We start from the raw sequence: 21,463 nt of genomic DNA, 5'->3' as shown, positions 1-21,463 counted from the left end.
GAGATGACGAGATACAGAGTGCACGTGAACGATCCTCTCGATAAAGAGGCAACACAGCTTCTTATGAACAAAGAGGAACTCGAAGTCACATCGGAACACCTAGAAAAAGACGAATTGATGAAGATCATACCGGAAGTCGATGTTCTTGTCGTCAGAAGCGCCACTAAAGTCACAGCCGACATCATAGAGGCCGGGAAAAATCTGAAGATCATCGCCAGGGCAGGCATCGGGCTGGACAACATAGACGTTCAAAAAGCCAAGGAAAAAGGAATAAAAGTGCTCAACACACCAGGTGCCAGCGCTCCATCCGTGGCAGAACTCGCGATGGGTTTGATGCTTGCTTGTGCTCGCCACATAGCAAGAGCTACCATATCTCTCAAAGAAGGAAAATGGGAAAAGAAAGCACTCAAGGGCAAAGAACTTCTTGGAAAAACGCTGGGACTCATCGGATTTGGAAACATCGGACAGGAAGTGGCAAAAAGAGCCCTTGCCTTTGGAATGAAAATCATCGCTTACGATCCCGCGAAACCTGAAACAGATCTACCTGTTGAATACGTGGATCTGGACACTCTTTTCAAAGAAAGCGACTTCATTTCCCTGCATGTGCCTCTCACAGAATCAACCAGGCATATCATAAACAGAGAGAGTATCGCGAAGATGAAAGACGGTGTCATCATAGTAAACACGGCCCGTGGAGGAACAATCGACGAAGAAGCCCTGTACGAAGCCCTTGTGAGTGGAAAAGTCTACGCTGCAGGGCTCGACGTCTTCGAAGTGGAACCACCAACAGATGAAATCAGAAGGAAACTTTTGAGCTTGGACAACGTTGTCGCCACTCCCCACATAGGTGCTTCCACAGCAGAAGCTCAAAGAAGAGTAGGAATAGAACTCGTGGAGAAGATTTTCAAAGAACTGGGAATTTGAAGCCGGGGGTTGTCTCCCGGCTTCTTTTCTTCTTTATCGATCTGAACATTATTCTCACGTTCAAAGCAAGGAATTCGTAAATAAAAAGTAAAACGCAAAAGAGAAGAACGAAAAAATCCCGTACTCTCTCCATGTTTTCCCCTCCAAATTAATAGATCCTTTTCTCTGTCTTCAAGTTCAAACTGATTGACACATCCATGCATATTATTTTATAATCCCAGAGGATATATCTATCGATATATCTTTTGACTCTATGGAGGTGTCAGAGATGGAAGACATTATCGTCGTGGAAAATCTGGTGAAAAAGTTCGGAGATTTCGAAGCGGTCAAAGGAGTCAGCTTCTCAGTGAAGAAAGGAGAAATCTTCGCTTTTCTTGGTCCAAACGGTGCGGGAAAAACCACCACCATTCACATGCTCACCACGCTTCTAAAACCGACGAGTGGAAAGGCATGGGTTGCCGGTCATGACGTGCTGAAAGAACCTCGAGAGGTTAGAAGAAAAATCGGTATAGTCTTTCAGGATCAATCACTGGACAGAGAGCTCACCGCGTATGAAAACATGTACATACACGGAAAAATATACGGCTACGGTGGAGAAAAACTCAAAAAGAGAATCCTTGAACTTCTCGAGTTCGTGGAACTTCTGGAGTTCAAAGACAAACCGGTCAAAACGTTCAGTGGTGGCATGGCAAGAAGACTCGAAATAGCTCGCTCCTTGATACATGAACCAGAAGTTCTCTTTCTCGACGAACCCACTATTGGTCTCGATCCACACACAAGAGCGCATATGTGGGAATACATCTCGAAAATGAAAAAAGAACACAACATGACAATCTTTCTCACCACCCATTACATGGACGAGGCAGAACAGCTTGCTGACAGAGTGGCGATCATAGATCACGGGAAAATCATAGCACTCGGAACTCCAACCGAGTTGAAGAGAATGGTCGGAAAAGAGATTATCTACGTGAGATTCTCTGAAGCCGTTGAATGTCTCGAAGGCGACTTCATAGAGTCGTGTAGAAAACTCCCCGATGGAAGGCTGGAACTGAATGTGGAAGATTCTGGAAGGGCGATACCAAAGATTTTCGAACTGGCACAGCAGAAGGGTTTGAAAATAGAAGAAATCACCTATCATAAACCCACGCTCAACGATGTTTTCCTCCATCTCACAGGAAGGGAGCTCAGAGAGGAAGGACCGGAGAACTCTTTCAAAACCATGGCAAGAATGAGAATGAGGATGAGGAGGTAATAGCATGGCAGCCTTTGTGACGATGATCTACAGGCAGTTCATGAGATTCTTGAGATCACGCTCGAGAGTCATTGGAATGATAATAAACCCTCTGATATGGATCATCTTCTTCGGGCTGGGATGGAGCAAAGTTTTCGATAATCCCTGGGCGAAAATGATGTTTGGTGGAGTGGATTACCTGACTTACCTCGCACCTGGTATCTTCGCTATGACAGTTTTCAACATGAGTTTCATCAGCGGTGTGAGTTTGATCTGGGACAAACAGTTTGGCTTCTTCAAAGAGGTTCTGGTGGCTCCCTCTTCACGAAGACTCAGCATCACAGGTAGAATCGTTGGAGATGCGATCGTTACCGTTTTACAGGGACTTATAATTCTCGTCCTCAACTACTTCCTCGCAGAAAGTTTGAAAATATCCGGGCTACTTCCCGCTCTCGCCGTTGGATTTCTCATGTCAGTTACCATTGCAAGCTTTGGTATTGCGCTTGCTTTGAAGATGGAAAGCACTGAGGGATTCCAGATGATCATGATGACTCTGATGATGCCTCTGGTCTTTCTGAGCGGTGCAATGTATCCCATCGATTCCATGCCAAACTGGATGAAGGCTCTTGCCTACATAAATCCCCTCACCTACGCGGTGGACGCCTCGAGAGGGTACTTAGTGGGAGAAAAAGTGATGAAGTTCTCTTTCGGCCTCGACTGGGGAATTCTCTCGATCTTGATGCTGGTGGGGCTCATCCTCGCGATGGAAAGCTTCGAAAGAGCAAGAATAAGTTGAGATATCAACAGTAAAACAAAGGCAGGGGATTTCCCTGCCTTTTTGCTGGTATAATGAAATCGATGAGTTCATCAAGGGGTGGCACCTATGAAGATTGGACTTATTCTGGAAGGAACGTATCCTTACGTAACAGGCGGGGTTTCAAACTGGGTTCACACGCTGTTGACAAATCTTCCAGAATTTGAGTTTGAAATATACCATCTGAAAGCTGTCACAGAACCACAGACAATCAAGTACAAGATCCCAGAAAATGTGACAGCTGTACACGAGCTGAATATATTTTGTGATTTTGAATCTAACAGTTCTCAAAAAGCAAATTTAGAGTCTCTTGAAAGAATAGTTTCACAACTTTCTATTGAAAGAGATATACGTTCAATCGTCTCTTTCGCAACAGACTTCATCAGGGAAAACGCGGGGAAAAACGTTCGAAAAATGCTGAAAACGAAGGGATTCTGGAACATTTTGTTGAAAATATACGAAGAATTCTTCTCGGAAAGAGGTCTTACCGAATTCTATTGGATGATAATGAACCTTTTCCTTCCTGTGGTTAATGTTCTCCAGTTTGTACCAAACAGATGTGATTTGTTCCACGTTCCAAGCACAGGATACGCTTCCTTGGTAGGTGTGAACGGAAAATTTGTTCATGACGTTCCTCTTGTGATAACAGAGCACGGTATTTATCACAAAGAGCGAGAAAGAGAGATAATCCTCTCCACCTGGGTACCAGATGCTTATAAACCCATGTGGATCGAACTTTTTCGAATTATAAGCATGATCGCCTATAGAGTTTCTGACGCTCTCACCACTCTTTACAGAAAAAACCAGATTTATCAACTCGAGCTCGGTGCTGATCCGGAAAAAATGTTCATCATACCAAACGGAATAAACGTGGAAGAATACGATCTTCCTCCAGAGAAACACGAAGGATTCGTGGTGGGATTTGTGGGACGCGTTGCCAGAATAAAAGATCTTAAAACCGCCATAAGAGCTATCAGTATTGTCAAGGAAGTGGTTGGAGAAAAACTGAAATTTTTGATAATAGGACCGGTCGACGCGGAAGATTATCTTGCCGAATGTAAAAGACTTGTCAGGGTTCTTCGACTAGAAGACACCGTTGAGTTTCTAGGTCCTCAAAACGTGAAGGAGTACTACCCCAAGTTTGATCTTCTTCTTTTAAGCAGTGTTTCGGAAGGACAACCACTTGTGATACTCGAGGCGATGGCAGCAGGCGTTCCCATCGTTGCCACTGATGTGGGAGCATGCAGAGACATAATCTACGACAAAGATGGACAGTGCGGTATAGTCGTCCCTCCAAAAGATCATCTTTCAATGTCAAAGGCTATCATAAAACTATATGAGGATAAAAAATTGAGAGATACTTTCTCGAAAAATGCAAAAAAGGTGGTCCAGAAGTACAGAGTGGAAACTATGATTGAGAAGTACCGGAATCTTTATCTTTCTCTGACTTCGAAAAAAACAGTTTCAACTGTCTGAGCTCAGGGTAATTTCTTCGTTTTAGAAGTTCGAATAGAAGTGTTCTGTAAATCAGTGGAGATCTCGTTTGTTTCAATCCTTCCCAAAGCACTTCCAGGTTCTGTTCTACTCTATATTTCATGATGAAGTATCTTTCGTCCTTGCCCAGCAACTTCAAGCGGTCCAGCAGCAGAAATCTGTAGTATTCTTTCAATTTGCCCGACACAAAATCCGCTTCCAGATAATCCCATACTCTCTCGTAGAGTTCCTCACTTTTACCATCGAGATTTTCGATATTTAAAAGAATCTCTTCCTCTTTTTCGAAAGATTTTTCCACTCTCTCAATACTTTCAGTCGTATAGAGTCCAACATCGACACCTGAGTTTTTCATCAATCTTTTCGAGGCAGAAATCAACCTTTCTGGAGGCACCTTTCCTTTTTCAACATCTTCAGATAGTCTCAAAATCGATCTCTTCTTGTCTTCATCCCGACCGAAGAAAATAGCTTCTTTGAACGATCTTTTCATCAAGTTTATTCTTTCGACTTTTTGGGGTTTTTCCACCTCCTCGAAGCGGAGCTTTTTCTTTTTGAGAGGTACCACGAGGCCGAGAGGATACGTCATGATGGCGATCACTATCTGCGACACATCTCTATTCACGAGGAAACTTATCACGAGATTCAAACAGAGGATCATTATGAAAAATGGATTCTCCCCTTGAAGCAAAAGTCCTATGTTTAAAACTCCCAGTGCGAAATTAATGAGATTCACAATCCACAATTTCGACTTCACTTATCTCACTCTCCAAGCGCTTTTTTATGATGTTGAATCCTATCTCATCGCATAGGGGGAAGAGAAGCTTCAAAAGCAGATACTCTCCGTCTTCAGACATCTTCGTTGCCAGGTCGTTTCTCCTCAAGATCTTCAGAAGTTTTCCCAACTCCTCCCTTTTTATACGAACGCAAACTTCAATGAATGGTATCCCATGTTGAGCTTCTAAAACTTTCAAGCGATTTTTCTCTGTTTCGTAAAAGTCTGCAGGAAACGTTCCATCTTTCAATCTGTATTTCTCGTACTTTTCGAACTCGAGTTTTCTCATGACGATGTGGATCCATGCGGCAAGCGCCGTGAGATATTCTTCCACGAGCTCTAGGTTATCTGTTGCGGTCTCCTCCACAGTTATTACCCCGAGGATGTTTTCTTCGTCACCTATCCTAACCGCCAGCCAAGGTTCATTCGATGACTTCACCTGATCTACAACATCCAGTATTCTGCCCACTTCCTCCTGTAGCGCTTTATCCACTACCAGAGAGACACCTTTTTTGAGAGAAAAACCCAGTTCAGGTCTTCCAATTCCCGCCGCCAACCGTAAAAAACCGTCCTTGTATCTGTACACATACATTCTCTTTACATCGAAGTATTCCGAGACTATTTCCACAAACCTCTGTGCGAACTTCTCGAAGTCCTCGGTAAAAATTTCCCTGAGTTCTATCAACAAGGAACTGATTCCCGTCGATTCGTAGAAGAGTTTTTGTTCCAGCGAATTGATCTGCTTCTTAAGTTTTCGAACTTCTTCTTCCAGTCTTGAGATATCCTCATTTCTGTAAGCAAGTTCAAGGGATAATCGTTCCATGTTCTTTACCCTAACTTCGTTTATCAGTGAGAGCACTGTGGAAATAACGAGCATAATGGAATTTGCAAGTGCAAAATCACTGGAGAAGTTCAAACCTTCCTCACTCAAAAATTTTGAAACCACTATGAAAGTGAAGAAAAGAATTGAACTGAACACATGAACGACTAGATCGTACCTGACACAGAAAATGAGAAGAGGAATCCAGTAAAAATTCAAAAAAGCCTCTTTGAAAACGTCGGTTTTGTATAAATAATCGAACAGAAAAACAATACCATAGGAAATTAGAACCTCAACGAACCAGCTCTTCTTTCTCGGTTTCATCGAATCATCTCCTTTGGTTTCCAGGAAGTTTTCTTTACTTTTTCCAGGCCGAGTGGTTGCTTTGTGTAAACCTCGTAGAGAAAATCTTTCGACTTGAACCTCAAAAGAAGGTAGAGAAAACCTCCAGAAAAAGCCACAGCGAAACTAAGACCCGGTATATTTTCTATGAAAAAAACAGACAGGATCATGTTAGAAGTCAAAACAAGAGCAGTTCCCTCCAGGGCAATACCGTAATACTCAAAATGAAGCGACGCAACAAGCAGGGACATAAAGGCTATGTTCATACTAACTCCAACAACATCCCAGACGAAAATTCTGTTGAAACTTTCAGAAAGGTTGAACCACAATCTGAGAGAATCTCTGAGAAGGAAACAGGAAATCATCGCTACCATGTTCAGCGCAAACATATTGGAAAAAGCGTGTCGCAATGAAAGTGAAAGCTTTTTCAGATTCTCACTTATAACGCGCATCGGTTTATCGCTCACTATTGATTGCATGAGACCTTTGTAATTTCTTTGAAAGACAGTTTCCATACTTAGATTGAACACCACCAGACTCGGTATGAAAAACAGACTCGCCATGAACTTCGGTATGTCGTATTCTGGAGACATGAAAAATCCAGGTGCGATTTCAATCCCTTTTACTTTCCAGGCAATAAAGTTGTCGATCCAGATCGAAAGATAATAAAAGTATCCGATAAAAAGGAGCTGAGGATGTTTTCTTGTTAGCAGAAGAAAATCAAATCCTATTCGGATCGAGCTTCTCAAATAGCTAAGAATGAGAAAATTCAGCATGAAGATTATCAGACCTATTCCAATGTCCAGTGTCAAAAGAAGCTTCTCTTCCATTGAAATGTCCCAGAAACGCGCAAGGAGAACAGAAACCACGATGCCACCTGCAAAAGCCAAAACTGCAAGCGATTCTTTCTCCGTTACAGAAGCAAACTGCATCAAAATCCAGACAAGCGAAAAGCCAACAAAAGTGTAACAGGCAAGGATCTTTTGAACCAGAAAATATTGATTGTTCACGGCAAAAAATATCAATCCGATCACAAGCGAAACAGAAAAAACCAGTAATACAGCACCTATATAGCTCTCATAGATCTTTCTCTGATCCCTTGAATAGATACAATTTGCTAGAAATCTGGAAATGAGAAAAGACATACCACCAGAGATTATCATTGAAAAGATGAGAGAATAACTCAACACACTGAGAAAGAAGGGAGAAGGTGAGAACCACCTGGACGACCATATGATGTAAAATAAAACCACCAACCACGGTGCAAAGTATACAAACGTCGAATAGAAAAATGCGAGCACATCCGAAAAAAGGTTGTTTCTTGAAAACAGAAGGTCAAAGCTCTTACCTGCCATCCTCTATTACCTCCGAGATCTCCATTTTGTATTCCCTTATCTCCACCACGCAAAGATCTTTATCTCTGAACAGGATCACCCCACCATGTACGTTCACATCGCCTTTAGCTTTCAAAAAGAAATACCGGGGAAGTTCAGCTGTTCTCGGAAGAACAATCACTATTTTTTTGTCATGATACAAAATTCTTGGCTTGTTTTCAAAATAATCTTTGAAAGTGTTGTATAGTTCCTTTGAATCCATATTTCTAAGCCAGGGATAATTTTCCTTCATGATTCGGAAGAAAGACCTGAGTTGATCAAACATTTCATTCCAACTGTACCTTTCTGGATTTCTGTCAAGACTTATGACATCGTCTGGATGAGAAAAGTGATGATAGGTTCCAAGATTCAAAAGGGTGGACACCGTTTCCATGAGAAGTCTCTGAAGAGGGTAGCAACCGCTCGTTGTTCTTGGGAGTATCAACGCATCATCCAGCAAGGTGAACTCTCCTGTACTGTCTTTTAGTGAATACGCCGTACCTATCACCTTTATCGTTGGAAATACACTTTTGAGAACTTCTATCCCCGCCTGATCTATTTCGTTGTTTGGAGCCACAAAAGCTACAGGTTCATAACTTGATGACAACTGACTAAGAAAAATTCTCAAAGACTTATATGCTTTTCCAAGTTCTTCTAAATCCCAATTCTCTGATTTCGGTGGCACATGATTGTAACCATGAATTCCTGTATCCACCCCTTCGTCTTCGATGAGGTTCTTCAAAACCTTAAGGGAACTATCCTTTTCAAGGAACTCAAAAAAGCCGTTGTAATCTGTCTTCTGCTCGTAACTCGTTACAAGAGCGGTGATGGGTTTTATAGAAAAATCCTCACAAAGTTCTTTCATATCACGCCACCAGATTTTATAATAGAAGATTTCATCGGTTGTATCTAAAATATCGTATTCGATACCATATGCAGGAAGTGGAAAATCGTCAAGAAAGACGGAAAAAGCGTTTACCATAGGAGATATCACAAAATCGGACGCTTTGAGAAACTCGTTGAATAGAATGCCTCTCGACCACTTTTCCAAAAGATCCTCAGGGAAAAAGACGAAAGCACCCTTTTCCCTCTTCTCCATCCAAGAAACAGGTGTCCCGCTAATTGTTATGAATGCTTTCGCGTTCTCGGGTGCTGGGATGTAGCCCACTTCTCTCTCACCAACGGTGATATCTTGAGGAATGTACAGATTCTCTTTTTCCAGAACAACTTCTCCCTGAATGTAATGCGTTCCACTTCCTACCAGCATCACAACACCGCCGTTCTCTAAGTAGGATTTTATTTCCTTTTCTTCCAAAAAGGATACGTCCGGAATCACGATTGCTCTGTATTTTTGAAGGACACCAGATCGAGAACTATCAACTTCAAAGAGGGCATACTCAAACATCTTCCTTATGTGATGATTTTCATCGAGCATCAGCACTTTGTTTTCACGATAACCGTCGACAATATCCATGACAATTTTTCTTAAATCAACAACAGGTTCACCGTTCTCATTGAAAGCGTGATCGAAAAGCGCCATGCCGCCAAAAGGTCCGTAGAAGATTACCGGATGCTTTCCTTTCTTCGTAACAGCGTACGACACTATTTTGACATTCGAAGAAAACACTTCGAAACCATCGAATGCTTTTTTAACGGGAAATGAGGGAAGTTTTATGAGATATCCATCTTCGATCTCGTAGCTAAAAACCGTCTCCTGTCGCCAACCGTATCTGAAAGACACACCCAAAAGGTTCAGAAGAGTGTTTATATCGCTCAGAGAGGGATTGTCCCCAGAAGAATCTTCGAACGCCCCCAGATTGTTTATGATGAACAGCTTGCCTCCATTCAAAAGAAAATCAACCAGTTTTTTCAAATATTTCTTCGCACCGGGCATCGAGGAAGAATAGTAACAGGTAATGACGAAATCGTAGTCCTCAAAATCGGGCAGTGATTTTTCCACGTCTACAAACTCGTAATCCTCCCCCAGAACTTCCGGCTCCGGAGCTAACCATGAAAGGATATTGTAACCATAGCCTCCTTCAGAACCTTTGTAGAGGAGGAGAGTCTTAGAAAAGAAGGGGAACGCAAGCAGAACAAGAATCAAAAGGAGGAATTTTCTCATATGTCTCACCTCAAAAACATTCTGTTCATTATTATAGTATCATTGTTTTTCATTTCCTCCTGCTCAACGGTTATGTCAACAGAGGGATGGTTCATGCCTTTTGACAATTGGCTTTATCAACTCCAGAACGCTGATCCCGTGGAGATATCTTCATCCGGCTTTGAAATTGCCGTTATAGATTACTCAAAAGACGGAAGTGAAAGTGGAGAATATTCACCTGAAGAGATTAAAATCATGGTAGATGCGGGAGTTGTTCCTGTTGCTTACGTCAACATTGGTCAGGCGGAGGACTATCGCTTTTACTGGAAAGAAAGTTGGTACACGAACACTCCTGAGTGGTTAGGTGAAGAAGATCCTGCTTGGCCAGGGAACTATTTTGTCAAATACTGGTACAATGAATGGAAAGAAATCGTGTTTTCATACCTCGATAGAGTCATCGATCAGGGATTCAAGGGAATCTACTTAGATAGGATCGATTCTTTTGAATACTGGGCTCAAGAAGGTGTTATTTCAAGACGAAGTGCTGCCAGAAAAATGATAAATTTCGTGCTGGAAATTGCTGAATACGTCAGAGAGAGAAAACCAGACATGCTGATAATACCTCAAAACGGTGAGAACATTCTCGATTTCGATGATGGCCAGCTTGCCTCGACTGTTTCGGGATGGGCTGTTGAGAACCTGTTTTATTTGAAAACAATCCCTCTTGAAGAAAACGAGACAAAGAGTAGATTGGAATACCTCATTAGATTGAATCGAAAGGGAAAATTCATTCTCTCTGTTGATTACGTCGATGACGGTTCTGATTCTTTTGAAAACATAAGCCGGATTCTGGATTACTACGAGAAGGCCAAAAGAAATGGATGTATACCGTACGCTGCTCGATCCGACTTGGAACTCGACGAAATGAATGTGATAGAGGGAATACAACCGCCAGAGGCATTGAAAGATTATGAGAGTAGGACTTATCGCTGAGGGTACCTATCCTTATATTACAGGGGGAGTATCGAGCTGGATTCAAACTCTTATTTCTAATCTTCCTGAGTTTGAATTTGAAATTTATCACCTCCGCCCCGATTCGAAGAAACGAGAGGTTAGATACAAAATACCAAAAAACGTTGTTCGTATACATGAAGTGAATATCTTTGGAGATTTTGACCCTGAAATACCTGAAGAAGCTAACCTTTCGGCACTTACCGAAATAACAAAGGCTATTGTTCAAAAACAAAATTTAGATGTTCTGGTCGAAAAACTGAAAGATTTCATAAGAAAAAACGTCGGAAAATATTTTTCAAAAATATTTTATAGTAAAGAATTTTGGAACCTTGTAGTTGAAACCTACAACGAATTTTTTAAACATAGAGGATTTACCGAATACTATTGGATAATTAGGAATCTAATCCTTCCTGTGGTGAATTCTTTGCAGTTTGTTCCAGAAAAATGCGATGTATTCCATGTTCCAAGCACAGGATATGCCTCCCTCGTTGGAATTGTAGGAAAACTTGTTCACAATTCCCCTTTGATAATAACTGAGCATGGTATTTATCACAGAGAAAGGGAAAGAGAGATAATTATTTCTAAATGGCTTCATGAAGACTATAAACCCATGTGGATAAACTTATTCAAAGCAATAAGTATGCTTGCCTATGATTTTTGTGATGCACTAACAACACTTTTCCAAAAAAACCAGATGTTCCAGTTAGAACTCGGTGCAAATCCAGAAAAAATGATAATAATTCCTAATGGAATCGACGTAGACAGTTTTGATCTGCCGAAAGAAAAACACGAAGGATTTGTTATTGGCTTTGTGGGGAGAGTAACAAGGATAAAAGATGTTAAAACAGCAATAAGATCAATAAGGATTGTCAAAGATGTTCTAAAAGACGAAAAAATAAAATTCTTGATAATTGGTCCTACCGATGAAGAAGAGGATTACTATGAGGAGTGTAAGGCGCTAACAAAAAATCTTTTCCTAGACGATGTTGTGGAATTTTTGGGACGTCAAAACGTGCGAGAATATTATCCCAAACTAGATCTTCTTCTTTTAAGCAGCGTCTCGGAGGGACAACCACTTGTAATATTGGAAGCAATGGCAGCGGGAGTTCCTGTCGTTGCTACTGATGTAGGAGCTTGTAGGGAAATTATCTACGATGAAAATGGGCAATGTGGCATTATTGTTCCTCCCAAGAATCACCTTATGATGGCAAAAGCTATTTTAAAATTGATTGAGGATAAGGAGATGAGAGATACATTTTCTAAAAATGCGAAAAAAGTTGTCCGTAAGAAATACAGACTCGATCTCATGATAGAAAGATATAAGAATCTCTATCTTCATCTTTACTCGTCTCAAAAGATTTTCTCAACAAGAAATTGAGTCTTTTATAATCGCCCAACCTCAATAATTCCTTCAACAAAAGCCTATAAATCTCCTGTGATTTTGTTCTCAAAAAACCTTCTATGAGTATGGATACATCTCCTCTTACTTCATAGTGGAGAATAAAAAACCCTGGACTTTCATCTGGCGGATTTTTCAACTTCTCAAGTAAGAGATTTTTATAAAAACTACCCACTTTTCCCTCTAAAAACCCTGACCTTATGTAATCCAAAGCAACTTCATAATTATTTTCATTCAAATTCTCGATAATCTCTTGAAAAGATTTTTCAACTGCGCTAAAATGACTTTCTATTTTCCCTATCGCTTCAGACGCATATAATCCAACATCTGGATGAGGATCCAGTACCATTTTCTGAAGGATAGAAACGGCTGTTTTTACAGGTATTTTTTTACTCTCAACATCGTTAACAATCTGGAGTATTAATTTTTTCTTTTCAGACGGTGTCCCAAACAGAAATGTTCCTTTTAGGGGAAATATCTCAAGGTTTTTCTCCTTGAAGGTAAAAGAGAACTCTTCGGGATAATCATCGGAATACATCAGTAGATCAATTTTTCTTCTTTTTGTGAATACCAATAAACCAAAAGGGTATGTAACTATAGAAATCAAGGTTTGTGATAAGTCTTTATTCAAAGAGAAATGAATAATAAGATTGATCATGAAAACTAATTCAAACATATCACTTTCTCCATTTATCCACATTAGCACATTAAGAAAAGCTATCGAAAAGTTTATCAAATTAACAACTTGAAAATTCAATCGTTTTTGCAACATATTTTAGTCTCTCCATAACTGCAATTTGCCCTATTTCGTCACAGAAGGGAAGAAGTATTTTCAAAAAAATCTTATGATCACTGGTTTTGATTCTTGTTACGACGTCATCCGATCTAATAGTTTTTATGATTTTTTCTATTTCATCCTCGGAGATTGATATACAAATTTCCGAAAATGGAAGATTGTATCTTGTTAAGAGTTCCTCCAATCTCTGCTTTGTATAGTTGTAAAAATCAACAGTATATGTTCCGTCAGGTAATTTATGCTTTTGAATTTCTTCTTCTACTTTTTCTAACCTCGTTATAAACCACACTGTAAGAGCTCTCAAGTTCTTTTCTATGCTGTTCAAATGAACAGGGTTTTCCACTTCTTCTACAGTTATAACCCCTAAAATATCCTTTTCACCAACCCTAACAGCTAACAAAGGTTCTTTATTAAGCTGAACCTCCTGATTTAAAACATCGAATATTGAACAGCTTCCTTCTTTTATAGCTTTTTTTACTACAAGTGATTGATGTACCGACGCGGAAAAACCAAGTAAGGGACGGCCTATGCTCGCTATCAATCTCATGAATCCCGCTTTGTACAAATAAAAGCTAGATCTCTTTATTTCAAAAAAAGAACTTATCTTTTCCAGAAAATAATACGCAAATTCTTTCAAGTCTACAGGAGAAGCATTAGATAACTCAATTAACAGGGAACTTATCCCTTCACTTTCGTATATTAGTTTTGTTTTCAATTTATCAATAACATCTTCGAGGTAATCAACGTATTTTCTTATATTCTCAAGATCATTTCTTGACTCCTTTAAATCCTTTTCTAAAAAGACAATTTTTAGAGTATGATTATGATTTATCAAAGAAACTATTATTGACGACACGATCAAAACATAGTGTAAGAAAACATCTTCAAATTGGTTTTTGTTCTCAGAAAGAAGCAACACGAAAAGATAATACATGAGTACATTAACTGTTTGAACTGTAGAACCATACCTTGCTCCCAAAACCATCAGGGGTACTATGTAGAGTTTTTCAATAAAATCATTTTGGAAGAGGATCAGCAATAAATATAAGGCAAAATAAATGCCTATTGTTTCAAGAAAAGGATACAATTTTCCATAACTGCTATGGCTTCCAAGATATTCTTTTAACTTTTTCCAGGCCATGAGGTTGGGATGAATAAATTTTGAATATTAGATCCTTAAGATCAAATTTGTGGAGAAGAAACACTGAACCACTCAAGAACGATACCAGAAAACCTATCCCAAGAATTGTTTTTCCGAAAAACCAAGACACTACAAAATTCACCACGAAAGCTATTAGATTTCCTTTTAAAGCCTCTGCATAGTATCCAAAATAAAGGCACATGATCATAAGGAAGACGAACACTGCATTAAAAAAATGACCAAGAGATGATACTGTAAAGGCAAGTATTGAATTCTCGTTGAGAATCCCCCATTCCTTAAAAAAAGGAGCAATTGAAAAATTTAAGATTAATGTTGTAATGCCTACTAATATCACTTTGAAAAGGATGTGCTTTATCGAAAGTTTGAGTTTTCTCAAATTTTCTTCTATTTGATTCAAAGGTTTATTACTCTTTATAGAAGAAAAGAATGCTAAGTATTTTTCCAAAAAGATAGTTTCAATGTTCAAATTGATCAAAACGATGCTAGGTATAAAAGAAACGCTTGTTATAAAAAGAGGAAAATCATAATCAGGATATATAACAATACCAGGAGCAACTTCTATCCCTCTTTGTATCCACAAAACAATATTGTCGATCCAATATGAAAGATAATAGAGATAACCTATTAACAACAACTCCGGATTTTTTCCTATAAGCTTCAAAAAATCAAATCTTATTTGTGTGGTACTTTTCAAATATTTAGTAATGACAACATTTAATATAAAAACAGACAAACTAATTGACATAGCAAAGGCCATAATCCCCATTTTCTCGTTGATATTGTTTTTAAAAAAGTTGAAAAAAAGCGCGACCAAAGAAAAACTAGCACCTACCGAAAAAAGCGTTAAATATGTCTTTTCAATAGCTCCAACGAATAAACTGTTCACTTGTAATACTGATAAACCCATGAAAAGAAACATAGCGATTTCTCTGTAATGATAATCATGAAAAAAAATGTACCCTGAAGCGAGAGAAACAAAAAATACCAAAAAAACTGCTCCTGAATAGTTCTCGTAGATTTTTCGAGGTTGATTCAGGTATATGAAGTCTGATATTATCCTGACTATAGCAAATGCTAATCCCCCTAAAACGATTGTAGAAAAGATAAAGGAATACGTTATGACTCCAAACAAAGCCTCAAACAATAGTGTCTTTCTAAAGATAAATGAGAAAAAAAAGAACGGAAATAACCACAACAGATTGCTTTCAAAAGCAGAAATAGAGAAGGTCAAAAAGTTTCCTAGAAACGTTTCCCTGAAGAATTTAAGCTTAAAGAATTTCCCCGCCATTTTTCTAAACTTTATTGCCCATTTGTTTCTACAATTCAAAAATTTATTGAATCACTTTTTTGAAAAATATAGATTAGCATCAAGTTAACTTTTGTTTTCCCACAGAAGACAAAACTAGACTAACTTGATCCAAAAAATATTATCTACAAAAAATAAGGAATGTTGAAACAGAAGCGAAAACAAACACGGGCATCAAAATTGAAATGTCTCCATAGTTCTAAGGATGTATTGAAACTCAAAAGGGAGGCGAGATAATGTGCAGACTGGCCGCGATTCCATACCTCTAAGGAATTATTGAAACTCGAGGTTGAGGAATCAAACTATGTGACTCCCTGGCAGTTTCCATACCTCTAAGGAATTATTGAAACCCGCCGAGATCATTCGTGGTGCTCTTGTAGCACCTGTTCCGTTTCCATACCTCTAAGGAATTATTGAAACACAACACGAAGTTTCATAGGGAGGGTACTGTTCCCTGGTTTCCATACCTCTAAGGAACTATTGAAACCTGCAGGGTGCTCGAAAGAATGCTTGGTATCCCGGTGTTTCCATACCTCTAAGGAAGTATTGAAACGAATATCTCGAAGGCACCGAAGCTGTCCGGCTGTTGTTTCCATACCTCTAAGGAAGTATTGAAACGATAGATTGTACGATTTTGAAACTGACCCGAGCAGGTTTCCATACCTCTAAGGAAGTATTGAAACTTGCCACAGTTGACGATGCACAGAATGGCTAGTAGCGTTTCCATACCTCTAAGGAAGTATTGAAACAAACCGAACTCCTCGAGGGCCTTTTTGATGAAGATGTTTCCATACCTCTAAGGAAGTATTGAAACAAGGTTGCCAGTTTGGGCGTTTGCTGCAATCAGCCACGTTTCCATACCTCTAAGGAAGTATTGAAACCATGTTCTGCTTTAATGTAGTCTCCGCGGGATTTGTGTTTCCATACCTCTAAGGAAGTATTGAAACGATTCTGTAGAGGGGGGATGGGGATGCACAAGGCGGGTTTCCATACCTCTAAGGAAGTATTGAAACGTTTTGGCAGTTTGCTTCTGGATTTTTCCAGTATCCTGTTTCCATACCTCTAAGGAAGTATTGAAACGCGAATGGGTATTCGAGCACAAAGAAGGGAAGATCCGTTTCCATACCTCTAAGGAAGTATTGAAACAAACACCCGAAGAGGCAAAGCAAGAACTACAGGAACGTTTCCATACCTCTAAGGAAGTATTGAAACCTTATCTAAACTTGTAAAAACTATATCAATCAACGTGTTTCCATACCTCTAAGGAAGTATTGAAACCCATGAATAATGACTTTATCAGCTGAAAGGACAAGCCTTCGTTTCCATACCTCTAAGGAAGTATTGAAACAGAGCGCTACGAAGTTTCCCGACGTGAAAATCGCAGGTTTCCATACCTCTAAGGAAGTATTGAAACCCGTTGAGTTCGAGAGAAATTATACCACAAACACACTCTGAAAGCAAGATGTTTTTTGAACTTCCATATTCTCTTTTTCCATAAACCATTCTAACACACAACAGAGCACCTTCAAGTACTGTTTGGAAAAATGGAATAATTGCATAGTCCAACAACGAAAGAACACAAGCAAAAAACAGAAAATAAATTATATCAACCTACGTCGGGGCATTTTGGGGTGTTTCTGGTAAAAATCGATTAGTTCTATGTTTCACAAATAGATGAAAGAAGGTATTCCTCAATGTGTTAGAAATTAACTGTTAACTTCCTGAATTCAAAGCACTTACATGTCATCGATTACCACAAATTCTCTTCATATTGTCTCTTCATATCATCCATTATTCCCTTTTTAACGCATAGCTTCCGGTACCACAAACCCGCATGAAATTTTTCGTTACCGGTAATTGCATACTCTGTATCGTCCTTCCACTGCCAGTCACACGCATCACCCACTTTGTGAATGATTGGAACTAATCTGGTTTTGATGCATAAAACAAAGATAGGCTTTGCTTTCAAAGTGTTGTCTAACGTCACAACCATATGTTCTCGAGTTCAAAGACTTCGAGTTTCACTTGGTTCGATTTGACAGAAAGAATGTTGTAAACGTTCTCTGGATGGATCCTAAAGGAAAAAGCTATGGAGTCGTTGAAGAAAAATTCTACAGAACACGAATCCAAGAAAGCTCGTATTCTATTTGTAGCTTCATCTTCGACTGTCGACTTTCTAACTTCTCCACCTGAAACACCAGATCTCGTTGTATCCACGATTAATTCGTCTCGACTCTTCGTTATCACCACTTCTTCAGATTCATTTCCCATTCGAAGTTCGATTTCTCCGCTGAATTCACACACAATTTCATAACTGTTTTCCTTGACATCCAGCAGAAATGTTCCGGACTTTGCAGTTTCGAAAACCTTTCTCTTTCTGAGAGCCAAGAGTTCATCCACCGGTTTCACCTTCAACTCGTTGTTTTCTACATACAGCTCCCTAGGAAGACTCATGACACCGTTCCATCCTTCTCGTTTTGTCGGGTAAAGCCCTGTTCTCAACCAGCTTTGAAGCCATCCGATAACTACAACTCTGTCTGTTCCAAAGAAAGTTTGAGCAGCGTAGAAATCCGTTCCGTGATCGAGAAGCCCCCGCTTTTCGACATTCAGTTTTCCTTCCTTTAACTCTCCCATGGAAAACAGAACGCTGTTTGTACTCGTTATCGAGTATATGAGGATATCTTTCTCTCCAATTCTCACAAGATCGGGACACTCTATTTCTTTTGTGGTTTCATCTTCGAAGATCACACCCTCGTACTTCCAGTGAAAAAGGTCATCTGAGGTATAGAGAAGCACTCTTCCAATCTTCTCATCTTTACCAGATCCCAGTACCATTCGCCACTCACCGTTGCTTCTGTTCACCTTCGGGTCTCTGAAGGCGTGCGTCCCTTCCTCTGGGGGTTTAGATATGACCGGGTTTCCATCGTACTTTACGAAATCCAATCCGTTTTCACTCATAGCCACACACTGGGTTTCTTTTTCTCCTTTGTTGTGTGTCGGATCGCGGTAGTAGGTGTACACGAGAAACATTTTCCCATCTTTCTCGACAGCGCTTCCAGAGAACACTCCGTGTGTTTCATCGTCGGGATATAGAGCAACGGGAAGGTGTCTCCAGTGAACGAGATCGTCGCTCACCGCGTGGCCCCAGCAGATGTTTCCCCACTCAGGTTTTCTGGGATTATACTGATAGAACATATGATATTTTCCCTTCCAGAAGATCAAACCGTTCGGATCGTTCATCCAGCCTGTTATCGGGAAAAAGTGATAATTCGGCTTGAACATATCACTTTCCTCCTATTTCTTCTACCACCTCGTTAACAACTTTCACCACTTCATCGTGGATCAACCCGTTCGAGAAGATGAAATTCTTCGAGAAAGCGTTTGCTTCCTTTCCGGAGAAATCCGTGACCATTCCTCCCGCTTCCTTCACGATTATCAGACCGGCTGCTATATCCCAGGGATTTATCCTCCAGGTGACGAAAAAGTCAACCCTTCCTGCACCAACGTAAGCGGCGTTCAGCGCGGCACTTCCAAGAATCCGAATCCTTCTGGTCCTCTTTTCCATCCTCTCGATGAATTTCCCGGTGAAATCCACGTAGCTACCAGTGGAACCAACACACTCTTCGAGGCTGGCGTTCTCAGACACTCTGATTCTCTCACCGTTGAAGAAGGCACCGCTTCCTTCCTCAGCGTAGAGTGTTTCGTTGAGAGCAGGGGCGTGGACGACCCCTAGCTTGACTTCTCCGTTTTCAACGTAGGCCAAAGAGATGGAAAAGTTCGGAAGGCCGTGAACGAAGTTTATCGTTCCATCTATCGGGTCTATTATCCAGAGCCTGTCTCCTTTTTCGAATATTCCTTCTTCGGCCATGATGTTTTCGTCAGGGAAGAATTTTCTTATCTCATCGACTATCATTCTCTGGGCTTCTCTGTCTATCTCTGTGACTATGTCCTTGAAACCGGTTTTTTTCTCGACGTTGTCCACCCTTCCCCAGTGTATCATGAGGAGGTGTCCCACCTTTCTCAAAAGCTTTATAGAAAAGTCCAGTCTGTCCAATTCGATCCCTCCCTCTAAAAAAATTAACGGCTCCCCTGAGGGAGCCTGCTGGTGGGTGCGGCAGGATTCGAACCTGCGACCTCTTCCTCGTGAGGGAAGCGCTCTCCCCCTGAGCTACGCACCCATCCGTTTATGGATTTTACAACAAAATCTCCATCATGTCAAAATACCCTTTATGATCATTTCGGTCGCTTCCTCTTCTGTAAGGCCTTTGGCCATGAGTGTTTCAAGCTGTTTCGCGTTCACCCTTCCTATGGAAGCCTCGTGGGTTAGCTCAGAAGAATCGTTCTTCACAACCAGCACAGGAAGAGCTCTCACGTCCACTCCATCTCCCTTTGCGATCTCAAGACATTCCACGTGGCCTCTCGTGTGCGGCGCGTTCCCGTAAACCTCGTTCACCACAGAAACTTTCGCTCTGTCGATTGCAACTGCGTTCGTTTTGGCGAGTCCCCTCGCTCCCATTCCGTTCAGTCTCAGGATCTCCTTCACTTCCACATCGTCGTCTTCAACGGCCTTTACTTTCGTGTAGAGTTCTCCAACGGCATCTTTCTCAAGTGAAGCATCCATGAAGACCCTCAGCGTTCCTATTCTTGTTTTCACGAGAGTGAAGGTGTTTCGGTAAACCGCTCTTTCTCCAACTCTTGCTATCGATCTGGTGATCAGATTTATAGAACCCGTTTCACTGTGCGTGTGCTCGTCGTGGTACTCCATCCACGCTCCTTCTTCCAGTTCCACGTTCATCAAGGCGTCGTGTGTGAAATCTTCGGTCCACGGAAAAACACAGTGTGCCACAAAGATCGCTTTCGCGTTTTTCTCGAGCCTTATATTGAACACAACACGTTGCAGTCCTTTCTTTTCTAAGTACCCCGTACACACGTGGACGGGATACTCCACCACCACACCTTCTTTTATCCTCATGTCCACCTGAACACCGTTCTCTATCCTGTAGGGAGTGAGTTCTACTCCCTCCACACCGTTGAGTCCTATGACCTTGTCACCGCTTATTATGATGGAGGCTATCCTCCTGTCGAGGAACTTCGAAACGTCTCCCCCTGCCTTTTCGTAGGCCTTTGCCAGTGCTTCGAATTCTCTTCTGTAGTCTTTTACGATCATACGATCATCTCCCCTGATGGTTCATTCGGATGATCACATCTGTCACAGCTGTTTTTGTAGAACTGCACGATTTCAGACGGGTTTCCTTCTTTCAAGATGGAGCCGTGACAGATGAGAAAGGCGTAGTCGCTCTCCAGTGCGATTTCTTCCCTGTGAGTGACTAAGATCACAGAGCCACCCGCACTCACGAGTTCCGAGAGAACCTTCTCTATCATCTCAAGACTCATAATATCTATCCCGGAGTCTGGCTCATCGAGGATGGTGTATCTAGGTTTCATAAGAAGAATACTCGCCAGTTCTACCCTCTTTCTCTCTCCACCGCTCAGCTTTTCATCGACGTTTCTTTCCAAGTAGAGTGCCGGATTCAAACCAACGAGTTCTAAGACCCTTTCGAGCTCCTCTTTCGATACTTTTCTTCTTCCGCCGAGAGTCAAATAGTCTCTGATCTTGATTCCTGTGAATCGAGCGGGCTCCTGCCACATGAGGGTGATCCCTCTTTTGGCTCTCTCTGTTACGGAAAGATCGGTGATGTCCTCACCGTCGAGGAGTATCTTTCCCCTGGTGGGTCTGTAGCCCTCAAGCCCCATGATCAAATAGGCGAGAGTGCTTTTCCCTGCACCGTTGGTTCCCAGTATGGAGTAAACCCTTTGTTTTTCGAAGCGAGCGTTTATTCCCTTCAAAATAGCCTTTCCCTCTACCTCATACCACACATCGATGAGCTCCAGCACATTCATCACCTCAAATTGAGTCT

The 21,463-nt window shown here is 40.9% G+C and carries 18 protein-coding genes, 1 tRNA gene and 1 CRISPR repeat array; of the genes, 6 read left to right on the top strand and 13 right to left on the bottom strand.

From position 1 onward, the window contains the following. Positions 1-3: 3 nt before the first annotated feature. A complete protein-coding gene (locus MC24_RS04700; protein ID WP_008195136.1) occupies positions 4-924 on the top strand; it encodes a hydroxypyruvate reductase in 921 nt (306 codons plus the stop codon). On the opposite strand, the gene MC24_RS09730 is transcribed toward MC24_RS04700, so the two are convergent. Further along, a complete protein-coding gene (locus MC24_RS09730) occupies positions 905-1,057 on the bottom strand; it encodes a hypothetical protein (RefSeq protein ID WP_004081631.1) in 153 nt (50 codons plus the stop codon). The genes MC24_RS04700 and MC24_RS09730 overlap by 20 nt on opposite strands. A 135-nt stretch (positions 1,058-1,192) precedes the next feature. On the opposite strand from MC24_RS09730, the gene MC24_RS04695 reads away from it, so the two are divergent. The 3 genes from MC24_RS04695 to pelF (MC24_RS04685) all read left to right on the top strand — a co-directional run bounded on the left by MC24_RS04695 (position 1,193) and on the right by pelF (MC24_RS04685) (position 4,445). Beyond that, a complete protein-coding gene (locus MC24_RS04695) occupies positions 1,193-2,176 on the top strand; it encodes an ATP-binding cassette domain-containing protein (protein ID WP_004081632.1) in 984 nt (327 codons plus the stop codon). 4 nt (positions 2,177-2,180) lie between these two features. Continuing rightward, complete coding sequence (locus MC24_RS04690) at positions 2,181-2,951, top strand: ABC transporter permease (protein ID WP_008195131.1); 771 nt, start codon at positions 2,181-2,183, stop codon at positions 2,949-2,951. An 87-nt stretch (positions 2,952-3,038) separates the two neighbouring features. Beyond that, a complete protein-coding gene (gene pelF / locus MC24_RS04685) occupies positions 3,039-4,445 on the top strand; it encodes a GT4 family glycosyltransferase PelF (RefSeq protein WP_038053000.1) in 1,407 nt (468 codons plus the stop codon). Here the strand turns inward: pelF (MC24_RS04685) and MC24_RS04680 are convergent. The 4 genes from MC24_RS04680 to MC24_RS04665 are packed head-to-tail and all read right to left on the bottom strand — an operon-like array spanning position 4,378 to position 9,889. Then, the gene (locus MC24_RS04680; protein ID WP_200883240.1) at positions 4,378-5,214 is read right to left on the bottom strand and encodes a hypothetical protein; all 837 of its coding nucleotides are present in this window, start codon (positions 5,212-5,214) and stop codon (positions 4,378-4,380) included. The two genes, pelF (MC24_RS04685) and MC24_RS04680, sit on opposite strands and share 68 nt — an antisense overlap. Beyond that, entirely contained in the window at positions 5,180-6,376 is a 1,197-nt protein-coding gene (locus tag MC24_RS04675; RefSeq protein ID WP_038052997.1) for a histidine kinase, read from the bottom strand. Before MC24_RS04675 ends, MC24_RS04680 begins: the two co-directional genes overlap by 35 nt. Next, positions 6,373-7,749, bottom strand: a complete 1,377-nt coding sequence (pelG, locus tag MC24_RS04670; RefSeq protein ID WP_038052994.1) for an exopolysaccharide Pel transporter PelG — start codon at positions 7,747-7,749, stop codon at positions 6,373-6,375. Before pelG (MC24_RS04670) ends, MC24_RS04675 begins: the two co-directional genes overlap by 4 nt. Beyond that, entirely contained in the window at positions 7,739-9,889 is a 2,151-nt protein-coding gene (locus MC24_RS04665; RefSeq protein WP_038052991.1) for a DUF2194 domain-containing protein, read from the bottom strand. The genes pelG (MC24_RS04670) and MC24_RS04665 overlap by 11 nt, the downstream gene beginning before the upstream one ends. Between MC24_RS04665 and MC24_RS04660 the strand changes: the two genes are divergently transcribed. Together MC24_RS04660 and pelF (MC24_RS04655) are read left to right on the top strand one after the other, a co-directional pair. Next, a complete protein-coding gene (locus tag MC24_RS04660; protein WP_004081643.1) occupies positions 9,890-10,861 on the top strand; it encodes an MJ1477/TM1410 family putative glycoside hydrolase in 972 nt (323 codons plus the stop codon). Beyond that, positions 10,839-12,260, top strand: a complete 1,422-nt coding sequence (gene pelF / locus MC24_RS04655; protein WP_038052988.1) for a GT4 family glycosyltransferase PelF — start codon at positions 10,839-10,841, stop codon at positions 12,258-12,260. Before MC24_RS04660 ends, pelF (MC24_RS04655) begins: the two co-directional genes overlap by 23 nt. Here the strand turns inward: pelF (MC24_RS04655) and MC24_RS04650 are convergent. The 8 genes from MC24_RS04650 to MC24_RS04605 form a co-directional block, all read right to left on the bottom strand. Beyond that, complete coding sequence (locus MC24_RS04650) at positions 12,187-12,957, bottom strand: hypothetical protein (RefSeq protein WP_156105054.1); 771 nt, start codon at positions 12,955-12,957, stop codon at positions 12,187-12,189. The genes pelF (MC24_RS04655) and MC24_RS04650 overlap by 74 nt on opposite strands. A gap of 61 nt (positions 12,958-13,018) precedes the next feature. Further along, positions 13,019-14,218, bottom strand: a complete 1,200-nt coding sequence (locus MC24_RS04645) for a hypothetical protein (protein WP_038052983.1) — start codon at positions 14,216-14,218, stop codon at positions 13,019-13,021. Then, positions 14,178-15,527, bottom strand: a complete 1,350-nt coding sequence (pelG, locus tag MC24_RS04640) for an exopolysaccharide Pel transporter PelG (RefSeq protein WP_081953065.1) — start codon at positions 15,525-15,527, stop codon at positions 14,178-14,180. Before pelG (MC24_RS04640) ends, MC24_RS04645 begins: the two co-directional genes overlap by 41 nt. 205 nt (positions 15,528-15,732) lie before the next feature. Beyond that, positions 15,733-16,959: direct repeats of the CRISPR family, unit length 30 nt; unit sequence GTTTCCATACCTCTAAGGAAGTATTGAAAC. 569 nt (positions 16,960-17,528) lie between these two features. Next, a complete protein-coding gene (gene bfrA / locus MC24_RS04625; protein WP_004081649.1) occupies positions 17,529-18,827 on the bottom strand; it encodes a beta-fructosidase in 1,299 nt (432 codons plus the stop codon). A gap of 1 nt (position 18,828) precedes the next feature. Beyond that, entirely contained in the window at positions 18,829-19,599 is a 771-nt protein-coding gene (suhB, locus tag MC24_RS04620) for a bifunctional fructose-1,6-bisphosphatase/inositol-1-monophosphatase (protein ID WP_004081652.1), read from the bottom strand. 49 nt (positions 19,600-19,648) lie between these two features. Beyond that, positions 19,649-19,723 (bottom strand) — tRNA-Val (locus tag MC24_RS04615). Positions 19,724-19,755: 32 nt separating this feature from the next. Beyond that, on the bottom strand, positions 19,756-20,712 hold the full coding sequence (locus MC24_RS04610; RefSeq protein ID WP_004081655.1) for a SufB/SufD family protein: 957 nt from the start codon (positions 20,710-20,712) through the stop codon (positions 19,756-19,758). Next, a complete protein-coding gene (locus MC24_RS04605) occupies positions 20,709-21,440 on the bottom strand; it encodes an ABC transporter ATP-binding protein (RefSeq protein ID WP_004081657.1) in 732 nt (243 codons plus the stop codon). The genes MC24_RS04610 and MC24_RS04605 overlap by 4 nt, the downstream gene beginning before the upstream one ends. Positions 21,441-21,463: the final 23 nt, after the last annotated feature.

This window comes from Thermotoga sp. Mc24, assembly GCF_000784835.1.
Classification (GTDB): Bacteria; Thermotogota; Thermotogae; order Thermotogales; family Thermotogaceae; genus Thermotoga.
Note: the sequence above shows the minus strand (reverse complement) of the source record. Positions and strands in the feature narration are given on the sequence as shown.